The sequence below is a fragment of the Parasphingopyxis marina genome (assembly GCF_014237875.1).
GTDB lineage: Bacteria > Pseudomonadota > Alphaproteobacteria > Sphingomonadales > Sphingomonadaceae > Parasphingopyxis > Parasphingopyxis marina.
In genome coordinates this window covers 288,668-306,892 of the sequence record NZ_JACJVJ010000003.1, presented here as the reverse complement: position 1 = coordinate 306,892, position 18,225 = coordinate 288,668, and the positions used below count along the sequence as shown (strand labels likewise).

Here is an 18,225-nt window from a genome sequence, read left to right as displayed (position 1 = left end):
GCGGCCAGCTATTGCGGAAAGTGCGTTGTTGACTGCTCACTACTGGCTAACCCGGCAAACTTGGCCAGCTGGCCGTGGTTATGGGAGATGTGTGCCGATCGGAGACGAGTTGCGATTTGACTGACAGCACCGCCACTACGGCAATCCGACAGGAAGATGGAGGAACCGACACCGAGAGATTCCTTCAGCAACCCCAAATGCCGCTTCGAGCGATAATAGGGACTTTGGCCGATTTCCAATTCGAAGCTTGTAAGCAATGCGCCGCCCGCCCTATGTTGCGCTGCAGCATAGAGGAGTCGCGTTCTGCGCATCGTTATCGTGGACGACAATCCGGCACGGGCCGCGATTATCGAGGAAGGCCTCCAGGAGGCGGGAGAAGACGAGATCACAACCATCGTCGAGCGCCGGGGGCTGGCCGGCAAGCTCGAGGAGATGGCGCCGGACGTTATCCTGATCGACATTGAAAATCCGTCCCGCGACGAACTGGAAGAGCTGTTCGCGATTTCGCGAGCGGCGGCGCGGCCGATCGCCATGTTCGTCGACCAGAGCGACGAGGAGACGACCGAAGCGGCCATCGACGCCGGCGTTTCCGCCTATATCGTCGACGGACTTTCCAAGAACCGGATCAAACCGATACTCGACCTCGCCGTGCGACGCTTCAACGCCTTTTCGCGGCTACAGCGCGAGCTTCACGAGGCAAGAACGGCGCTCGCCGACAAGGATGTCATCGATCGGGCTAAGCATATCCTGATGGCGCAGCGCCATGTTTCCGAACCCGAAGCGCACGGCCTTTTGCGCAGTCAGGCCATGAACAGCAATCGCCGGATCGTCGATATCGCCGACGCAATCGTGACTGCGAGCGAACTTATGGGAGGCATGGATGGCGCTTGATCGGTTGACGATCGGATTCCTGCCGCTGGTCGATGCGGCTCTACCTATCCTGGCCCAGGAACACGGCTTTGCGGAGGCCGAAGGACTGGAGCTTTCCTTCGTTCGCGACATGAGCTGGGCGACGGTGCTTGACCGGCTGCTCTACGGGCATAGCGACGCTGCGCATCTGCTCGCGCCACTGGCGATCGCGACGACGTTGGGGCGGGGCCGGCCTGCCAAACCGCTTGCCGTGCCGTTCGTGCTGGGGCTCAACGGCAATGCGGTTACGCTTTCGCAAGATCTGGCTGCAAGGCTCGTAGAGACCGGAAAACTCGGCGATCCGAACGCGACCGGCTCCGCGCTGGCACGGGAAATCATGCGGCTGGCCAAGACCGGACAACGACTGCGCTTTGGCGTCGTCCATCGCTATTCGAGCCACAATTACATGCTGCGTTATTGGCTGGCGGCGAGCGGCATCGCGCCGGACCGCGACGTCGACATCGTCACCGTCGCGCCGCCTTTCGCGGCCGACGCGCTGGCAGCGGGCGAGGTCGATGGCATCTGCGTCGGCGAACCGTGGAACAGCGTCGCTGTCGAGCAAGGCGCCGGGCGGATCGCGATCGTCACATCGCAAATCTGGCGGCGCGGCGTCGAGAAGGTGCTGGCGGTTCCCGAAGCGGTGCTAGAGGACAAGGCGCCGCTGTTCGAACGGCTGATCCGGGCGCTACTCTCTGCAGGCCGAAACTTTATCGATCCCGATAGCTGGGACGCCAATGCCGCGCTTCTGGCCCGGCCCGAATATCTCGATGGCTCAGCAGCCTTGATCCGGCGGGCGATATCGGATCGCATCCTGCTCGCCCGCGATACGGCGCCCGTCCATATTCCTGATTTCATGTTTCAGCATCGCGACGCGGCCAACTTCCCCTGGAAGAGCCAAGCCGCCTGGCTCTACTCGCAACTGGTACGGTGGGATGGGCTGACTTATGCGGCGGAGGACGCGGAACGGGCCGGCCATGTGTTCCGGCCGGACTTTTATCGCGGCGCTGTCAGCGGGCATGACGAACCGCTGCCCGGCGCAAGCTCCAAGGTCGAAGGCGGTCTCGAAACGATGATCGCGGTCGGCGGCACCCAAGGGCGGTTGGCACTCGGCCCCGATGTTTTTTTCGACGGCCGCACCTTCGATCCTGATGATATTTCGGGATATTTAGAGGCGCTTCCGGTCGTAAAATGATGCAGTGCAAAAAAATCAATTGCCGTGCCATGGGGTTTTTGAGAGTTAGATGAGGAGCACGCGATCTGCGTGCCGACATAGCCGGTTCCCCGTCCAACGAAGGGCGCTGAAATCGGCCGACAAACAATCGATGAGGCAATGACGCCGCCCGGGCAGGTCTGATGACCGTCGCTCGAGGCGGTTTTTTTTGCGTCCGGAGACCGCAACGGATGAAGACCAGGAAAAATCTCGACGGCAGATCAGCGCGCAGCGATCGCGACAATCAGCGCGATCGCGAGCAGGACGCTCGTTACCTGCCAGAAGCGCACCGGATTTCGTTCGATCAGCGGCACGAATCGGCGCGGCGGGATTCGCTCAACGCTGCCGCCGCCTTCGAGCGCGCGCAGCAGCTCGATCACGTCGCCGAACCGGTCTTCGGAATTGCGGGCGATGGCGCGCAGTATCGCGGCGTCGAGCCAGGCCGGAATTTCGGGCCGGTGGCGCGATGGCGGCGCCGGATCTGCGAAACGCGGACGCGAAAAGGCCTCCTGTTCGCCGAACGGCCATTTGCCGGTGAACCAGCGGTACAGGGTCACGCCAAGCGCGAACTGGTCGGTCAGCACGTCGCCGGCATTCCCCGCAAACTGTTCGGGCGCCATGTGGCCGGGCGTGCCGGGAATTTCGTCGCCATGGAAATCTTCGATACGCGGCAGTCTGGCAACGCCGAGATCGACGAGTTTCAGACCGCCTTCCGAGAGGATGACGTTATCCGGCTTGATGTCGCGATGGACGATATCGAGCCGGTGCAGCGCCGCGACGGCGCGGGTCAGCCCGACCGCCGCTTCGATGGATTCGGCCATGGGCTGCAGCCCGCGCTTGAGACGGGCGATCATGGTTTCGCCAGCGTAGAAAGGCTGGATGCTGTAAAGCCGGGTCTGGCGCTCCGGCGAGACGGGAAACGCCTCGCCGACGAACGGACTGTGAACGCGCTGTCCGATCAGGATTTCGCGGGCGAAGGCGAGCCGCGCCGAGCGTTCGGAGAGGATCGCGGGCTTCGGGAACTTGACGGCGACAGTGCCCCCGTTCTCACCGTCCGTGGCTCGGAAAAGCGCGGTGTAGCGACCGCTGGCGAGCTGTTCTTCCAGCTGGTAGCCGTCGACGCTGTCACCGACATCGGGGACCGCCAGGATCGGCAGCGCGGCAAGCTCTTCGGCAACGCCCTGATGGTCGGGCGCCGGCAAGCCGACGATATCTATGATCACCGCGGTCGCATTGTCGCGCGATCCGGCTTTGAAAGCGGCCTCGACGATCACTTCGCTGTCGCGTTGTGCTGCGTTGCGGGCACCCAGCAATTCGCCCAGTCGCATTTCGGCAAGGCTCTCATGAACACCGTCGCTGGTCAGGAGAAGGCGATCATGTTCGGCGAGGTCGATGGCGACATGATCGAGCCGCATCGCGGGCTCGATCCCGATGCCGCGAATGAGGACGTGGCGGAGATCGGGTTCACTTCGAACATGATCGCGCGTCAGCTGCCGGAAGCGACCGTCGCGCAGGAGCCAGGCCCGGCTATCGCCGATATGAAGAATATGGGCGCGGCGACCCTTGAGTATCGCGGCCGTCAGCGTGGTCGCGGCATCGCGCAGCGATTCGGTGTGCCGTTGCCCGTAAAGCCAGCTGTTATAGGCGCCCAGAACCCTTTCGGCGGACCGCGCCGGACCGATGGTTTCGGGGCAGGCGTAAAAGCCGTCGACCAGCGAACGCACCGCCAGTTCCGCCGCCTCCCGCCCATGGCCGCCGGCGCTGACGCCATCGGCGACCGCAGCGAGCATGCCATGCGTCGCCTGTTCGGTCGCAGTGCCGATGTACAGCGCGCAGAAATCCTCGTTCGCCGCGCGGCGCCCCGTCTCGCTCGCAAATCCGCCGGCAATCGTCAGGCGACCTTCAGACCGCATTTCATCGCCCCCCTTCACGCATGTGCGCGTGCGAGGGTGGACGTCTTTTTCATCCAGTCAAGCAATTGGGGAGCATCATCATGAACAAGGGTTTCCTGCAAGCCGGTCACCGACCGACCTTGATCGCCGCCTTTCTCTATTTCGATCTCGCCTTCATGGTCTGGGTGCTGCTCGGACCGCTGGCACCCGACATCTCGGCCGATCTCGGGCTGAGTCCGGCCCAGAAGGGCTTCATGGTCGCCGTACCGACGCTTGCCGGCGCACTGTTGCGTATTTCGAACGGCCTGATGGTCGATCGCATCGGCCCCAAGCTCACTGGGGCTATCGGCCAGGTCATCGTCATCATCGGCCTGTTCAGCGGCTGGTTCTTCGGTGTCGACAGCTATTGGGGGACGATCGCGCTCGGCATCGTGCTCGGCTTTGCAGGCGCCAGCTTTGCGGTGGCGCTACCGCTGGCATCGCGCTGGTATCCGCCCGAGCATCAGGGAACCGCGCTCGGCATCGCCGGCATGGGCAATTCGGGCACGGTTCTCGCCGCTTTGTTCGCGCCGACACTCTCGGCAATGTTCGGATGGAATGCGGTACTCGGCCTCGCCTGCATCCCGCTGGCAATCACCTTTGTGGTCTACATGCTCCTTGCCAAGGATTCCCCCGATCAGCCCGCGCCCAAACCGCTGGCTGCCTACCTAAGGCCGCTCAAGGATGTCGATGCCTGGTGGTTCATGCTGTTCTACAGCGTCACCTTCGGCGGCTTTGTCGGCCTTGCCGCATCGCTCTCGATCTATTTCGTCGACCAGTACGGTCTGTCGGCGATCACCGCCGGTTATTGCACGGCGGCCTGCGTCTTCGTCGGCTCGCTCGTGCGCCCGATGGGCGGCGCGCTGGCCGACCGGATCGGCGGCATCAAGACGCTCACCGCCGTCTACACCGTCGCCGCGCTGACCCTGTTTGCGGTCAGTACCGGCCCGGCCTCGGTCGCCATCGCACTGGGCATGTTCATCGTAGCGATGATGAGCCTCGGCCTTGGCAACGGCGCGGTCTTCCAGCTCGTCCCGCAGCGCTTCCGCAAGGAAATCGGCGTGATGACCGGCCTGGTCGGCTGCGCGGGCGGGGTCGGCGGTTTCTTCCTCGCTTCCTCGCTGGGTCTGGCGACCCAGTGGTTCGGCAGCCCGCAATTCGGTTTCATCATCTTCGCCGCAATCGCGCTCATCGCGCTCGGCGGTCTGATGTCGGTCAAGCTGCGGTGGCGGACGACCTGGGGTGCGGCGCTGCAGGGCGTGCAGATCTGATGCGCCGCGTCGCGCTTCTCCTTGCGGCCGGGGTTTCGGCCCCGACCCTCGCGGCGAACCCGGTCCCGGTGGGCGATGGCTTTTCGATCACCCCGATCATCGATGCGCGGCTGCGCTACGAGCATGTCGATCAGGCCGGTTTCGCGCGCGATGGAGACGCGATCACGCTGCGCGCCCGAGCCGGTGTCGAGGTCGGCCATGAAAGCGGCTTCTCTTTCCTCGCCGAAGGCGAAGGTACGGTGGCGCTCAATGACCATTACAACAGCACGACCAACGGGCGCGGGATGTTTCCGGTCGTCGCCGATCCGGAGACGATCGAACTCAACCGTTTGCAGGTCGGCTATGCAGGCGAGACCTTCGTGGCGACGGTCGGGCGGCAGCGGATTCTACTCGGCGATTCCCGCTTCGTCGGCAATGTCGGCTGGCGAGAGAACGAGCAGACCTTCGACGCCGTGCGCATCCAGCTGCGCGAGCTCGGCCCGTTCACCGCCGATGCGGCCTATGCCATATCCGAACGGACCATCTTCGGCTTCGATTCCGGGATTCGCGAGTCTTTTGAAGGCGATTTCATCCTGCTCCATGCCGGGCTCGATCTTGGCCCGGTCGATCTCACCGCCTTTGCCTATCTGCTCGATCACGATGCCAGCGAACCGCGCGCGCGGTTCGACAGCCAGACCTATGGTTTGCGCGCCACCGCCGCGCTGCCGATCTCCGAAGGGTTCTCGATCAATTTGGAGGCCAGCTATGCGCGCCAGTCCGACTATCAGGATTATCTGGGGCCGCTGACCGCCGATTATTCGGCCGACTATATCCTGCTTTCCGCAACCACGAGCCTCGCCGGCTTCAACCTTACCCTAGGCTATGAGGAGCTGGGCTCGGACGACGGTCTCGAAGCCGTCCAGACGCCGCTCGCGACGCTCCACAAGTTCAACGGCTGGGCCGATATCTTTCTGATCACGCCGCCCATGGGCCTGCGCGACCACTACGTCACCATAGGGCGTTCGATCCCGGGCGTGCCCTTTCTGCCCGACCTGCGCGCGGCGGTCACTTACCACGCGTTCGACAGCGATTACGGCGGCATCGATTACGGCAGCGAGTGGGATGCGCTGATCGGATTCCGCATCGGCCCGTTCGGGGCTCTCGTCAAATACGCCAATTACGACGCCGATAGTTTCGGCGCGGACGTGGAGCGGCTTTGGGCCCAGCTCGAATACAGTTTCTGACAGGGGAAAGACGGCAATGGTCAAAGAGCAAAAGGAAAAACTGGTCGTTATCGGCAACGGCATGGCCGGGTGCCGCGCGGTGGAAGAAATCCTTGCCCGCGACCCCGAGCGCTACGATATCGTCATCTTCGGTGCCGAACCGCGGGTGAACTATAATCGCATCATGCTCTCGCCGGTGCTGGCCGGCGACAAGACGTTCGACGAAATCGTGATTAACGACGAAGCCTGGTATGCCGATAACGGCATCGAGCTCGTTTCCGGCGATTCGGTCATTGCGATTGACCGTGAAGGCAAGGAACTACGCTCGCGTTCGGGGCGCACCGAAAGCTATGACCGGCTGCTGATCGCGACCGGTTCCGATCCGTTCATCATCCCGGTTCCCGGGCACGACCTGCCCGGCGTCATCACCTTTCGCGATCTCGACGATGTCGAGAAGATGCTGGCCGCGGCCGAAAGGGGCGGAGAAGCGGTGGTCATCGGCGGAGGCCTGCTGGGCCTTGAAGCCGCACACGGCCTGTTTCTGCGCGGAATGGAGGTAACTGTCCTTCACCTGATGCCGACCCTGATGGAACGGCAGCTCGACGAGGCGGCGGGTTTCCTGCTCAAGACAGAGCTCGAAAATCGCGGCCAGACGATCCTGACCGGCGCCGACACGGCCGAGATCGTCGGCGAGAGCCATGTCGAAGCGGTGAAGCTCAAGGACGGCACGGAGATCCCCGCCGATATCGTGGTGATGGCCGTCGGTATCCGGCCCAATGTCCGGCTTGCATTGGAGGCCGGGCTGGAAGTCGGCCGCGGCATCGTCGTCGATGACGATATGCGAACCAGAGATCCTTCGATCTTCGCGGTCGGCGAATGCGTCGAGCATCGCGGCCTTGTCTACGGCCTGGTCGCCCCGCTCTGGGAGATGTGCAAGGCGCTGGCCGATGGCTGCACGACGGGCGCCACCGGCTATCGGGGATCGGTCACGTCGACCAAGCTCAAGGTTTCCGGCATCGACCTTTTTTCGGCCGGGGATTTTTCGGGCGGCGAGGACTGCGAAGACGTCGTCATGCGCGATGCCGCGCGCGGCATCTACAAGCGCGTGGTGCTCAAGCAGGACCGTATCGTAGGCGCGGTGCTCTATGGCGATACAGCGGACGGCAACTGGTATTTCGACCTCATGCGCCAGGAGGAGGACGTCTCGGATATTCGCGAGGCGATCATCTTCGGCCAAGCCTTCGCCTCGGGAGGAGGCGCGCTCGCGGACCCTAATGCCGCCGTTGCAGCACTTTCGGACGACGCCGAAATCTGCGGCTGCAACGGCGTTTCGAAAGGCTCGATCGTTTCCGCGATCCTGGATGGATCGGGAACGCTCGACGCGGTGCGCGGCTGCACCAAGGCCAGTGCCAGCTGCGGCTCTTGCACCAACCTGGTCGAGGGGCTTCTCACAATCACCCTGGGCGAGGATTATTCCGGGGAGCGCGAAGTCAAGCCGATGTGCGGTTGTACCAGCTTCACCCATGAAGACGCGCGGCGCCTGATCCTCGAAAAGGAGCTCAAGGAAATTCCCGCGGTGATGCAGGAACTGCATTGGACGACGCCCGACGGCTGTTCGTCCTGCCGCCCCGCGCTCAATTACTATCTGCTCTGCGCCTGGCCCGACGAACATAAGGAAGACCCGCAGAGCCGCTTCGTCAACGAACGCCTGCACGCCAACATCCAGAAGGACGGCAGCTACTCGGTCGTCCCGCGCATGTGGGGCGGGATCACCAATCCGCGCGAGCTACGCGCGATTGCCGACGTCGTCGAAAAATACGATGCTGGCATGGTCAAGGTCACCGGCGGGCAACGGCTCGACATTTTCGGCATCCAGAAGGAGGATCTTCCTGCGGTCTGGGCCGATCTCAACGCTGCGGGCATGGTTTCGGGCCATGCCTATGGCAAGGCGCTGCGCACGGTGAAAACCTGTGTCGGATCCGACTGGTGCCGCTTCGGAACGCAGGATTCGACCGGGCTCGGCATCAAGATGGAGCGGATGAGCTGGGGCAGCTGGATGCCCCACAAGTTCAAGATCGCGGTATCGGGCTGCCCGCGCAACTGCGCCGAGGCGACGATCAAGGATTTCGGGATTGTCTGCGTCGATAGCGGCTATGAGCTGATGGTCGGCGGCAATGGCGGCATCCACCTGCGCGGCACCGACTTGCTGTGCAAGGTCGAGACCGAGGGAGAGGCGCTCGAATTTTGCGCCGCCTTCATCCAGCTCTACCGGGAGGAAGCGCGCTATCTCGACCGCACCGCGCCGTGGATCGAGCGGGTCGGGCTCGACTATGTCAAGCAGCGTATCGTGGAAGACGCAGAGGGGCGAAGCGCGCTGCGCGACCGCTTCCTCCACGCCCAGACATTCCTGCAAAAGGATCCCTGGGCCGAACGCGTCGCCGGCGCCGAAGCCCATCTCCACCAGCATCTTGCCGAAATCCGGCCCTTTGCGGCCGTGGGAGCAGAATGACCATGGATGCAAACTGGCTCGATATCGGCCCCGTCGATCAACTGCCCGCGCTCGGTGCGCGTACCTTGCCCGTGCAGGGCGGCCAGGAGATCGCCCTCTTCCGCACCGCCAACGGCAAAGTCTTCGCGCTCCACAATAAATGCCCGCACAAACAGGGCCCGCTGAGCCAGGGCATCGTCCACGACACGACCGTTACCTGCCCGCTGCACAATTGGCGGATCAGCCTCCTCACCGGCGAAGCCCAGGGCGAGGACAAGGGCTGTGTGCCGACCATCCCGGTGAAGGTCGACGGCGGACGCATCTTCATCGCCCGCGCCGAAGCGCTCGCAGGTGCGCGGTGAGCAGGAAGCGCACCACCTGCCCCTATTGCGGGGTCGGATGCGGGATTGCGGCGGTCTCGACCGGCCGGCGCAACATCATCGTCAAGGGCGACACGGCGCATCCGGCGAATTTTGGGCGCTTATGTTCGAAGGGTACGCATCTCGGCGAGACGACCGGGCTCGAGGGGCGCCTGCTTTATCCGGAAATCAGCGATGAGCGCGTGAACTGGGACGAGGCGATTGCCCTTGTGGCCGAGCGCTTCTCCTCGACGATCGCCGAATACGGGCCGGATAGCGTCGCTTTCTATGTCTCGGGCCAGCTGCTGACCGAAGACTATTATGTCGCCAACAAGCTGATGAAAGGGTTCATCGGCTCGGGGAATATCGACACCAATTCGCGGCTCTGCATGGCGAGCGCCGTGGCCGCCCATAACCGGGCGTTCGGCGAGGACATCGTTCCCTGCAGCTATTCGGACCTCGAAAAAGCGGATCTGATCCTGCTGGTTGGGTCCAACACCGCCTGGTGCCACCCGGTGATCTGGCAGCGGATCGAAAAGGCGCGGCAGGAACGCGGCACCAAGCTCGTCGTCATCGATCCGCGGCGGACCGAAACCGCCGAATGCGCCGACCTTCATATCGCGCTGAAGCCCGATGGCGATATTGTCCTGTTCAATGCCTTGCTTGCCGAGATGCGCGCGCGCGGCAAGATCGACGAGACCTATCTCGCCGCGCATGTGACGAGCCCTGAAAGTTTTTGGGAGAGGCTCACGGGCGGCCCGGCGGACGCGGGTATCGATGAGGACGCATTTATCGCCCTTGCCGATCTCGCTTCCGCCGTGCCAAAAATGGTCACCCTGTTCAGCCAGGGCGCCAACCAGTCGGCCTGCGGCACCGACAAGGGCAACGCGATCATCAACCTCCACCTCGCCACCGGCCGGATCGGCAAGCCGGGCGCGGGGCCGTTCAGCATTACCGGCCAGCCCAATGCGATGGGCGGGCGCGAGGTTGGCGGGCTCGCTTCGACCCTCGCCTGCCATATGGGCTTTTCGGATGAGGAGCGCGCGGTGGCGCAGGATTTCTGGAAATCGCCGGGAATCGCGCCCGGTCCCGGCCTGAAGGCCGTCGACATGTTCCGCGCCGTCCATGAAGGCCGGATCAAGGCGCTGTGGATCATGGCGACCAACCCCGCCGTTTCGATGCCCGATGCCGGCTTCGTGCGCGAGGCTCTGAATCGCTGCGATTTCGTTGTCTTGTCCGACGTGATCGCGAAGACGGATACCGCCGCCTATGCCGATGTGAAACTTCCCGCGCTCGCCTGGGCCGAGAAGGACGGCATGGTCACCAACAGCGAACGCGTGATGAGCCGCCAGCGCGCCCTGTTAGCGCCGCCCGGCGAGGCCCGGCCGGATTGGAAAATCGTCGCCGATGTCGCTTGGGCGATGGGCCATGGCGAGGCTTTCGATTTTGCAGGTCCCGCCGATGTTTTCCGCGAATATTGCGCGCAAACCACCTGTCATAACAACGGTCGTCGCCTGCTCGATCTTGGCCAATGGGCGGCGATGTCCGATGCGGACTATGCGGAATGGCAGCCGCAATCCTGGGGCGGCGCATCGCCGTTCGCCGCAGGCCGCTATTCGACACCGGACAGCAAGGCGCGGCTGGTCGCGGTTGCGCCGCCGGAAACAGCGGCGGCCGACAAGGACTATCCGCTGCGGCTCAACACCGGCCGTTATCGCGATCAATGGCACACGATGACCCGCACCGGTCTCTCTCCGCGCCTGTCGCGTCATCGCGGCGAGCCTCTGGTAGAAATCCATCCCGCTGATGCCGCCGCGCGCGATCTCGCCGATGGAGATCTGGCGCGGATCGCGACGCCTAATGGCGAAAGCATTTTTCGCGTGCTTGTTACCGATTCCCAACGGCCCGGCGAAATCTTCGCGCCGATGCACTGGACCGACCAGATGAGCGGCGGCGGGCGCACGGGGCGGCTGACCGATAGCCGGGTCGATGCCGTATCGGGCCAGCCCGCGTTCAAGGATTGCGCGGCAGAGATCGAACGCGTCTCGCCCGACTGGCGCGCTTTTCTCGTCGCCTGCACGATGCCCGCGTTACCGGACCTGCTCTACTGGACGCGGTCCCGGCTCGAACACGGCTGGCTCGTCGAACTGGCAGGCGAAGGCGCGATCGACATCGATTCGATGCTGCCGGGCGGTACTCGGCTCGAAGCGGTCGACATGGCGCGCGGCATGCGACGTATCGTCGTTGCCGACGCGCAGGGGCGGCTCGCCGCGGCGCTGTTTGTCACCCGTTCGGGAACGCTACCGCCGCGAGGCTGGATTGCGGCGCAACTCGATGCGACCGTCCCCTCGGGCGGTTCTGCCCTCCTCGCCGCGCGTCCGGCTGGCACGGCGGCCGACCCCGGACCGATCGTTTGCGTCTGTTTCGATGTCGGCATGAAAACGATCCTCACCGCCATCGCCGACCAGACGCTCGCCTCGGTCGAGGAGATCGGCAAGGCACTGCGCGCGGGCACCAATTGCGGCAGCTGCCGGCCCGCGCTCGCGAAGATGTTGATCGAGCCCCCCTCCTCCTCGCTGGAGGCGGCAGAATGACCGGCCCGATCTCCAATCCCGGAGAGGTCTGGCTTGTCGGCGCGGGTCCCGGCGATCCCGATCTCCTGACTCTTAAGGCGGAGAAGCTGCTTCGCGCGGCGACCATCGTCTTCCATGACGCGCTGGTCGGGCCGGGCGTACTCGACCGCGTTCCGGCCGGCGTCCGCCGCGTCCCTGTGGGCAAGCGTTCGGGCCGCCATTCGAAGGATCAGCGCGCGATTAACGATCTTCTGGCCGAAGCAGCGCTAGCCGGCGAACGCGTTGTGCGGCTGAAAGGCGGCGATCCCTCCATCTTCGGCCGCTCCGCCGAAGAGATGGAGGCCTTGTCGGCGCTGGGCATCCCGGTCCGGATTTGCCCCGGCATCACCGCCGCCTCGGCCGCCGCGGCGAGCGCCGGCATGTCGCTCACCTTGCGCGGTCTTGCTCGCCGGTTGACGTTCGTCACGGCGCACGTCCGCGCCGGTGAAGAACTGGATCTCGACTGGAATACGCTTGCTGACCCGCAGGCGACGCTGGCCGTCTATATGGGCAAGACCGCCGCGCCGACCGTATCCCGGCGGCTGATCGATGCCGGGCTTTCCGGGGACACGCCAGCTCTTGTCGTGGAGAATGTGAGCCTTCCCGAGGAACGCCGCTTTGCCACGCGGCTCGATCTGCTTCCGCTTGCCGTACGAACGGCGCTTGGCGACGGCCCCGCGCTCATCCTCATCGGCCAAGCGGTCAAAAAAAAGAAACGAACGTCAGTGGCGGAAATTGTCGGCGAAGAGCGGGCATCGGGAGAGATGGCGGGAGATTTGTCGTCCTGCCACGATCCTGACGATAGGCCTTCCGCAACAGGTTGAGAATGAGTCTCGACTAGGCAACCGGCATCGGGTTAAGGATCGCGTATGCTGGAAATCGAGGCCTTCGCCGATGCCGCCGCGACGCCGATTTCGGGCGTCGTCGCCAAGTCGCTCATCACCCATGCCGATAGTCGCGGCGACCTGACCGAGATTTATCGTAAAAGCTGGAGCATTGGCAGCAACACGCCTGTTCAATGGAATGTCGTGCATTCCGCCGCCAATGTCATGCGCGGCGTTCATCTCCATCTGAAACATGAGGACATCCTCACCGTGTTGCAGGGAGAGATGCTGCTCGGCCTTTCCGACCTGCGCCCTTCCTCGCCGACCCACGGAACCGGTGCCATCGTCCGTATGCCCGCTGACAGCCCTGCCATGATCGCCATTCCCGTGGGGGTCGCCCATGGCTTTTATTTTCCGGTGCCATCGATCCATATTTACGGCGTCGATTTCGATTTCGACCGGACCGACGAACTGGGCTGCCGTTGGAACGAACCCGGGCTCGGGATCGACTGGCCAGCCGACGATCCGATCCTGTCCGAACGCGACACCGACGCGGGGAGCCTTGCACAATTGCTGGACGTCGCCGGACTAAGCGAATGAGCGCGCCAAAAATCGGACAGATTGGCTGCGGCCGCTGGGGGAAATTCGTCCTCCGCGATCTTCTCGCCTGCGGCGCGGAGGTTCATGTTGTGTGCGCCGATCCCGGCCATTGCGCGATCGCGCGGGAGACGGGCGCGACGTCGGTAATCCCGGATATCGCTAACCTTCCGGATATGGACGGCTATGTCATCGTCACGCCGACGACGACCCATGGCAGGATCGTCGAGGCGCTGATGCCGACCGGAAAGCCGATTTTCGTCGAAAAGCCGCTGACTGCCGATGTCGAGAGCGCGCGCCGATTGGCGGCAATGGACGACGGGCAACTCTTCGTGATGGACAAGTGGCGTTATCACCACGGCATCCAGGAACTACGCCGGCAGATCGATGCCGGCACCATCGGCGCACTTCGCACGTTGCGCCTACAGCGCTGGAGCAAGGGCCATGGCTATGCCGATGTCGATCCGCTCTGGATTCTCGCGCCGCATGATCTGGCGATTATCGACACGCTGATCGACGAACTGCCCGCGCTCGACACCGCATGGCCGGTAGTGCCTGCCGACAAGAGACTCGGTGCGATCGCCCGGATGACAAGCTCCAGCGGCATCTCGGCGATTCTCGACATAGGCGTCGCCAGCACCGAGCATGCACGGAAAGTGACCGCGATCGGCGACAGCGGGATGCTGGAATTGCGCGGCGGCTATGACACAGAATTGTTCTGGCGGCGCGGACCGGTCGGCCAACCCGATCAAGAAGTGTTCGGCATTCCGTTTACCGAATCGATGCCGCTTTATGACGAGATAGAAGGCTTTCTCGGCTTCATCGCCGGCGGTCCACCGCCGCTCGGCTCCGCCGCCCGGGGCGCCGAGATCGTCGAGCGGATCGCGGAGATCGAGGCGGCACTCTGATGTTCGGGCGGTTCCTCAGGCGCAGGGAGCCACCGCTTTTCACGATCCTGCTGCCGATCCACCGCCCACCCGATCTGCTACCGTTCGCGTTGGAGAGCGTGCGCACGCAAAGCGAACAACGCTTCGAACTCTTCATCCTGTGCGACGGCGCGCCGGACGAAACCGTCGCGGAAGCACGGCGCCTCGCCCGGCAAGATCGGCGGATAAGTGTGCGGGCCTTCCCCAAGGGGGCGCGTCACGGCGAAGCACATCGCGATACGATTCTCCGGGAAGAAAGCCGGGGCGCGATGATCTGCCAGATCGCCGACGACGATTTATGGTTTCCCGATCATCTCGAAGAGATGGCCAAATTGCTTGCGAATGCGGACTTCGGCAATCTGATCCAGGTTCAAGTCGGAACGCGCGGCCGTTTCGAAGCATTGCGTGACGACTTGGCTTTGCCGGAAACGCGGGAACGGATGCTCACGGAGAAGTATAATTTCTTCGGTCCCACGACCTGCGGCTATCGCCGGTCCGCCTATGACCGGCTCGAACCCGGCTGGTCGCCCGCGCCCGAAGACATCTGGACCGATCTTTACATGTGGCGAAAGTTCCTGCGCCGCGACGATATCCGCATGGCAACGCGCCACCAGCCGGGCGCACTTTGCTTCCCGACGCCCCAACGGCGCGCCTGGCCGATGGCAAAGAGGTGCGCCGAGAATCGCGAATATCTCGCCAGGCTTCGCGATTCAGCCTCGCTTCACGCTCTGAGAACCGAAATCGATAGTAACAGGAAAGCATAAAACTCCCTGTTTACAGGCGGAACACCGTCTTTCTATTGGTTTTTATACTAGTGTATTTCGGAAACTGGCGCCCACCTGTTTCCACGGACATTTTGCATCCGATCAGCCCCGAAACAGGGGTCAACCATCTCGCCCCAAGGTGGGCCACAGGAGAGGAAAGAAACGTCATGGCTGACAGCCTTCAATCCGTTCTCGACGCCGCCGGCGGTACGGCGCATATGCTTCGCAACCTGCCCGCCGGGCCGAACGTCTATCCGGGCGTCCCTCCGGAATTTTCCAACTGGCGCGACGAGCAGAAGGGCTGGCAGGAAACCTGCGTCCTGTTCGACCAGTCCTACCATATGGCGGACCTGCTGGTCGAAGGGCCGGGCGCGTTCGAAATGCTCAGCTATCTTGGCATCAACAGCTTCAAGAATTTCACGGTCGACAAGGCCAAGCAATTCGTTCCGTGCAGCCCCGAAGGCTATGTGATCGGCGACGTCATCCTCTTCTACCTGGCCGAGAACACCTTCAACCTCGTCGGTCGTATTCCCGTCCTGAACTGGGTCCGCTTCCATGCCGAAACCGGCGACTGGGACGTCAAGGTGACGCTCGACGAGCGCTCTGCCGCGCGCCCGGATCCGTTCAACCGCAAGAGCTACCGCTACCAGATCCAGGGTCCCAACGCGATGAAGACCATGGAAAAGGTGCTTGGGCAGACGCCGCCGGAACTCAAATTCTTCAACATGACGACGATGACGATCGCCGGCAAACAGGTCGGCGCGCTGCGCCACGGCATGGCCGGCCAGCCTGGCTTCGAGCTTTACGGCCCCTATGCCGACGGTGAAGCCGTGAAGGCCGCGCTCGTCGAAGCCGGCGAGGAATTCGGCCTCAAACAGGTCGGCGGCCGCGCTTATTCCTCGAACACCCTCGAATCGGGTTGGATCCCCTCGCCGATGCCCGCCGTCTATACGAGCCCCGGCATGCAAGCCTATCGCGAATGGCTTCCCGCCGATTGCTACGAAGCCAACGCCTCGATCGGCGGCAGCTTCGCGTCCGACAATATCGAGGACTATTATCTCACGCCCTGGGACATCGGATACGGCCCGTTCGTGAAGTTCGATCACGACTTCATCGGCAAGGAAGCCCTCGAAGCCATGGCCGAAGGCCCGCACCGCAAGAAGGTGACCCTGGCGCTCGACAATCAGGATGTTCTCAACTGTATCGGATCGCAGCTCGAACGCGGCGACCGGGCCAAATTCATGGAATTCCCCTCGGCCGTCTATTCGATGCACCCCTATGATGCGGTGATGGCCGACGGCAAGAATGTCGGCGTTTCGACCTGGGTCGGCTACAGCTCCAACGAGCGCAAGATGCTGACCTTGGCCATCCTTGATGCGGAATATGCAGAACCCGGCACGGAGGTGACCTTTGTCTGGGGCGAGGAAGATGGCGGGACCGCAAAGCCCGCGGTCGAACGCCATGAGCAGGCCGAGATCAAGGCCGTCGTCGCGCCGGTTCCCTATGTCGACACGGTCCGCGAAGTTTACACCGATACAGGCTGGCGCAAGCGGGCCTAACGGCTGCCCGAAAGGGCCCCATCCCCTCTAGGGCGGCGCAATCATGATTGCGCCGCCCTTTTTGTTTGCTATGCATACTATCGAAATATGACGGGTCGCCAAAAGACCCGCGCCAGTGGGAGGAGTAGGATGGCAATAGCGCCAGGCGGCCAAGCCGCGAAAATCGAAGCGAGCCGCGAAGGTGTCGCGCAAACTGCCCCTGAAAAGGAATGGCCGTCGGCACCGGCGCGATATTGGGCGCTGTTCGTCATCGTCTTCGCAACCTTCGTCACCTTTTTCGACCAGGTCGTATTCGGAATGCTAGCCGAACGCATCAAGACGGATTTCGGCCTGACCGATGCGCAGCTCGGCTTCCTCGCCGGCCCCGCGAGCATCATCTGCTATCTGTTCGTCGGCATACCGCTAGCGCGCCTCGCCGATATCTGGCCGCGCAAATATGTTCTCTCAGGCGGCGTCGCCGTGGTCGGCATCGTGACCGCGCTCGGCGGCATTGCCCAGACCTTCGTCCAGTTCGTCGGCAGCAGGGTGTTTCTCGCCGCCGGAGGGTCTGCTCATGCGCCCTCCTCCTATTCGCTGATCGCCGATGCCTTTCCGCCCAAGATCATCACCCGCGCCTTCGCGCTGCTGCAATTCGGCTTTATCGGCGGCACGACGCTGGGGCCATTGGTAGGCGGTTATCTGATCGTGATGGTTTCGACCTGGGAGCCCTCCACCTTCATGGGGCTGCGAATATTCGGATGGCAGTGGATATTGATCTGGATCGCCACGCCCGCCTTCCTCGCCTCGCTGCTGTTCCTGACGGTCAAGGAACCCGCGCGTTTCGCGCCGACCGCCGATGCGATCCAGATACCCAAGGATGCGAGCATCGGACGCAAGGTCCTGACCTTTATGGGATTGGACGCAGCCAAGGCGATCCACGCCAATGGCAAGGTCTATTATCCGTTGTTCGCGGCGCTGGCGCTCAGCGCGACCGAAAGTTTCGGCCTCGCCTTCTGGCGCATTCCGTTCATGATCCGGGAGTTCGGATGGAACGAGGCGGAGATCGGCGGCGCCATCGCCATCACAGTGCTCACCGGATCGCTGGCCGGACTGGTCCTCGGCGGCACGCTCGTCGAATGGTTAGGCAAACGGTATAAGGACGCCAATGTCCGCGCCGCGTTCATCTTTTTTTGCGGCACCACGATCAGCACCATGGTGGCGCTGCTTGCCCCGACCGGATGGGGATCGATGATCGCCTTCGGCTTCGGCGCGATGTTCGGGCTCGCCGGTGCGGTGCCGCAAAACGCAGCAGTCCAACGCGTTGCGCCGAATGCGATGCGCGGGCAGGTGACGGCCTTCTATCTTTTCATGTTCACCTTTTTCGGCGCGATGGGCAGCTTCGTGATCGGCCTTGTCTCGGAATATGTGATCGGCGATCCGGAGAAACTCCGCGAAACCCTGGTGATCACCGCGGCGATCCTTCTTCCCACCGCCTGTTTCCTGATGTTCCGCGCGATGCGGCCCTATCGCCTGGAAGTGGAAAGGCTCGAAGCGCTCGGCCGCTAACCCTCAATCTCACAGCAGGAGCATCTCC

Annotated in this window: 14 protein-coding genes; 13 read left to right on the top strand and 1 reads right to left on the bottom strand. The window is 63.2% G+C overall.

Annotated elements, in window-relative coordinates; all coding sequences use genetic code 11:
* The first annotated feature begins 303 nt into the window (after positions 1-303).
* Both H6P80_RS16080 and H6P80_RS16075 read left to right on the top strand, forming a co-directional pair.
* Complete coding sequence (locus H6P80_RS16080; protein ID WP_185802513.1) at positions 304-891, top strand: ANTAR domain-containing response regulator; 588 nt, start codon at positions 304-306, stop codon at positions 889-891.
* A complete protein-coding gene (locus tag H6P80_RS16075) occupies positions 881-2,101 on the top strand; it encodes an ABC transporter substrate-binding protein (RefSeq protein ID WP_185802429.1) in 1,221 nt (406 codons plus the stop codon). The genes H6P80_RS16080 and H6P80_RS16075 overlap by 11 nt, the downstream gene beginning before the upstream one ends.
* A 239-nt stretch (positions 2,102-2,340) precedes the next feature.
* Here H6P80_RS16075 and H6P80_RS16070 read toward each other — a convergent pair whose 3' ends face one another.
* Positions 2,341-4,032, bottom strand: a complete 1,692-nt coding sequence (locus H6P80_RS16070) for a bifunctional protein-serine/threonine kinase/phosphatase (RefSeq protein ID WP_185802428.1) — start codon at positions 4,030-4,032, stop codon at positions 2,341-2,343.
* An 80-nt stretch (positions 4,033-4,112) separates the two neighbouring features.
* Here H6P80_RS16070 and H6P80_RS16065 point away from each other — a divergent pair, with 80 nt between their 5' ends.
* From H6P80_RS16065 to H6P80_RS16015, 11 genes are all read left to right on the top strand, one after another.
* Positions 4,113-5,321, top strand: coding sequence for a nitrate/nitrite transporter (locus H6P80_RS16065; RefSeq protein ID WP_185802427.1), 1,209 nt, complete (start codon positions 4,113-4,115; stop codon positions 5,319-5,321).
* Positions 5,321-6,544, top strand: coding sequence for an alginate export family protein (locus tag H6P80_RS16060; RefSeq protein ID WP_185802426.1), 1,224 nt, complete (start codon positions 5,321-5,323; stop codon positions 6,542-6,544). Before H6P80_RS16065 ends, H6P80_RS16060 begins: the two co-directional genes overlap by 1 nt.
* A gap of 16 nt (positions 6,545-6,560) precedes the next feature.
* Complete coding sequence (nirB, locus tag H6P80_RS16055; protein WP_185802425.1) at positions 6,561-9,032, top strand: nitrite reductase large subunit NirB; 2,472 nt, start codon at positions 6,561-6,563, stop codon at positions 9,030-9,032.
* A 2-nt stretch (positions 9,033-9,034) separates the two neighbouring features.
* Positions 9,035-9,373 carry a nitrite reductase small subunit NirD gene (gene nirD / locus H6P80_RS16050; RefSeq protein ID WP_185802512.1) on the top strand — a complete coding sequence of 113 codons (339 nt, stop codon included), beginning with the start codon at positions 9,035-9,037 and terminating at the stop codon, positions 9,371-9,373.
* Positions 9,370-11,964, top strand: a complete 2,595-nt coding sequence (locus H6P80_RS16045; protein WP_185802424.1) for a molybdopterin-dependent oxidoreductase — start codon at positions 9,370-9,372, stop codon at positions 11,962-11,964. The genes nirD and H6P80_RS16045 overlap by 4 nt, the downstream gene beginning before the upstream one ends.
* Positions 11,961-12,806: a uroporphyrinogen-III C-methyltransferase gene (gene cobA / locus H6P80_RS16040; protein WP_185802423.1), complete on the top strand. Its 846-nt coding sequence runs from the start codon at positions 11,961-11,963 to the stop codon at positions 12,804-12,806. The genes H6P80_RS16045 and cobA overlap by 4 nt, the downstream gene beginning before the upstream one ends.
* 45 nt (positions 12,807-12,851) lie before the next feature.
* Positions 12,852-13,406, top strand: a complete 555-nt coding sequence (locus tag H6P80_RS16035) for a dTDP-4-dehydrorhamnose 3,5-epimerase family protein (RefSeq protein WP_185802422.1) — start codon at positions 12,852-12,854, stop codon at positions 13,404-13,406.
* Positions 13,403-14,311, top strand: a complete 909-nt coding sequence (locus H6P80_RS16030) for a Gfo/Idh/MocA family protein (protein WP_185802421.1) — start codon at positions 13,403-13,405, stop codon at positions 14,309-14,311. The genes H6P80_RS16035 and H6P80_RS16030 overlap by 4 nt, the downstream gene beginning before the upstream one ends.
* Complete coding sequence (locus H6P80_RS16025; protein ID WP_185802420.1) at positions 14,311-15,093, top strand: glycosyltransferase family 2 protein; 783 nt, start codon at positions 14,311-14,313, stop codon at positions 15,091-15,093. Before H6P80_RS16030 ends, H6P80_RS16025 begins: the two co-directional genes overlap by 1 nt.
* Before the next feature lie 167 nt (positions 15,094-15,260).
* A complete protein-coding gene (gene desA / locus H6P80_RS16020) occupies positions 15,261-16,652 on the top strand; it encodes a syringate O-demethylase (RefSeq protein WP_185802419.1) in 1,392 nt (463 codons plus the stop codon).
* A 129-nt stretch (positions 16,653-16,781) separates the two neighbouring features.
* Positions 16,782-18,197: an MFS transporter gene (locus tag H6P80_RS16015; protein WP_185802418.1), complete on the top strand. Its 1,416-nt coding sequence runs from the start codon at positions 16,782-16,784 to the stop codon at positions 18,195-18,197.
* Positions 18,198-18,225: the final 28 nt, after the last annotated feature.

What these genes read in the sequence shown, in the direction of transcription:
- H6P80_RS16075 (WP_185802429.1), top strand. Translation starts at nt 881, where the DNA reads ATGGCGCTTGATCGGTTGACGATCGGATTCCTGCCGCTGGTCGATGCG.
- H6P80_RS16035 (WP_185802422.1), top strand. Translation starts at nt 12,852, where the DNA reads ATGCTGGAAATCGAGGCCTTCGCCGATGCCGCCGCGACGCCGATTTCG.
- H6P80_RS16015 (WP_185802418.1), top strand. Translation starts at nt 16,782, where the DNA reads ATGGCAATAGCGCCAGGCGGCCAAGCCGCGAAAATCGAAGCGAGCCGC.
- H6P80_RS16060 (WP_185802426.1), top strand. Translation starts at nt 5,321, where the DNA reads ATGCGCCGCGTCGCGCTTCTCCTTGCGGCCGGGGTTTCGGCCCCGACC.
- desA (WP_185802419.1), top strand. Translation starts at nt 15,261, where the DNA reads ATGGCTGACAGCCTTCAATCCGTTCTCGACGCCGCCGGCGGTACGGCG.
- H6P80_RS16065 (WP_185802427.1), top strand. Translation starts at nt 4,113, where the DNA reads ATGAACAAGGGTTTCCTGCAAGCCGGTCACCGACCGACCTTGATCGCC.
- cobA (WP_185802423.1), top strand. Translation starts at nt 11,961, where the DNA reads ATGACCGGCCCGATCTCCAATCCCGGAGAGGTCTGGCTTGTCGGCGCG.
- nirD (WP_185802512.1), top strand. Translation starts at nt 9,035, where the DNA reads ATGGATGCAAACTGGCTCGATATCGGCCCCGTCGATCAACTGCCCGCG.
- H6P80_RS16070 (WP_185802428.1), bottom strand. Translation starts at nt 4,032, where the DNA reads ATGCGGTCTGAAGGTCGCCTGACGATTGCCGGCGGATTTGCGAGCGAG.
- H6P80_RS16030 (WP_185802421.1), top strand. Translation starts at nt 13,403, where the DNA reads ATGAGCGCGCCAAAAATCGGACAGATTGGCTGCGGCCGCTGGGGGAAA.
- H6P80_RS16025 (WP_185802420.1), top strand. Translation starts at nt 14,311, where the DNA reads ATGTTCGGGCGGTTCCTCAGGCGCAGGGAGCCACCGCTTTTCACGATC.
- nirB (WP_185802425.1), top strand. Translation starts at nt 6,561, where the DNA reads ATGGTCAAAGAGCAAAAGGAAAAACTGGTCGTTATCGGCAACGGCATG.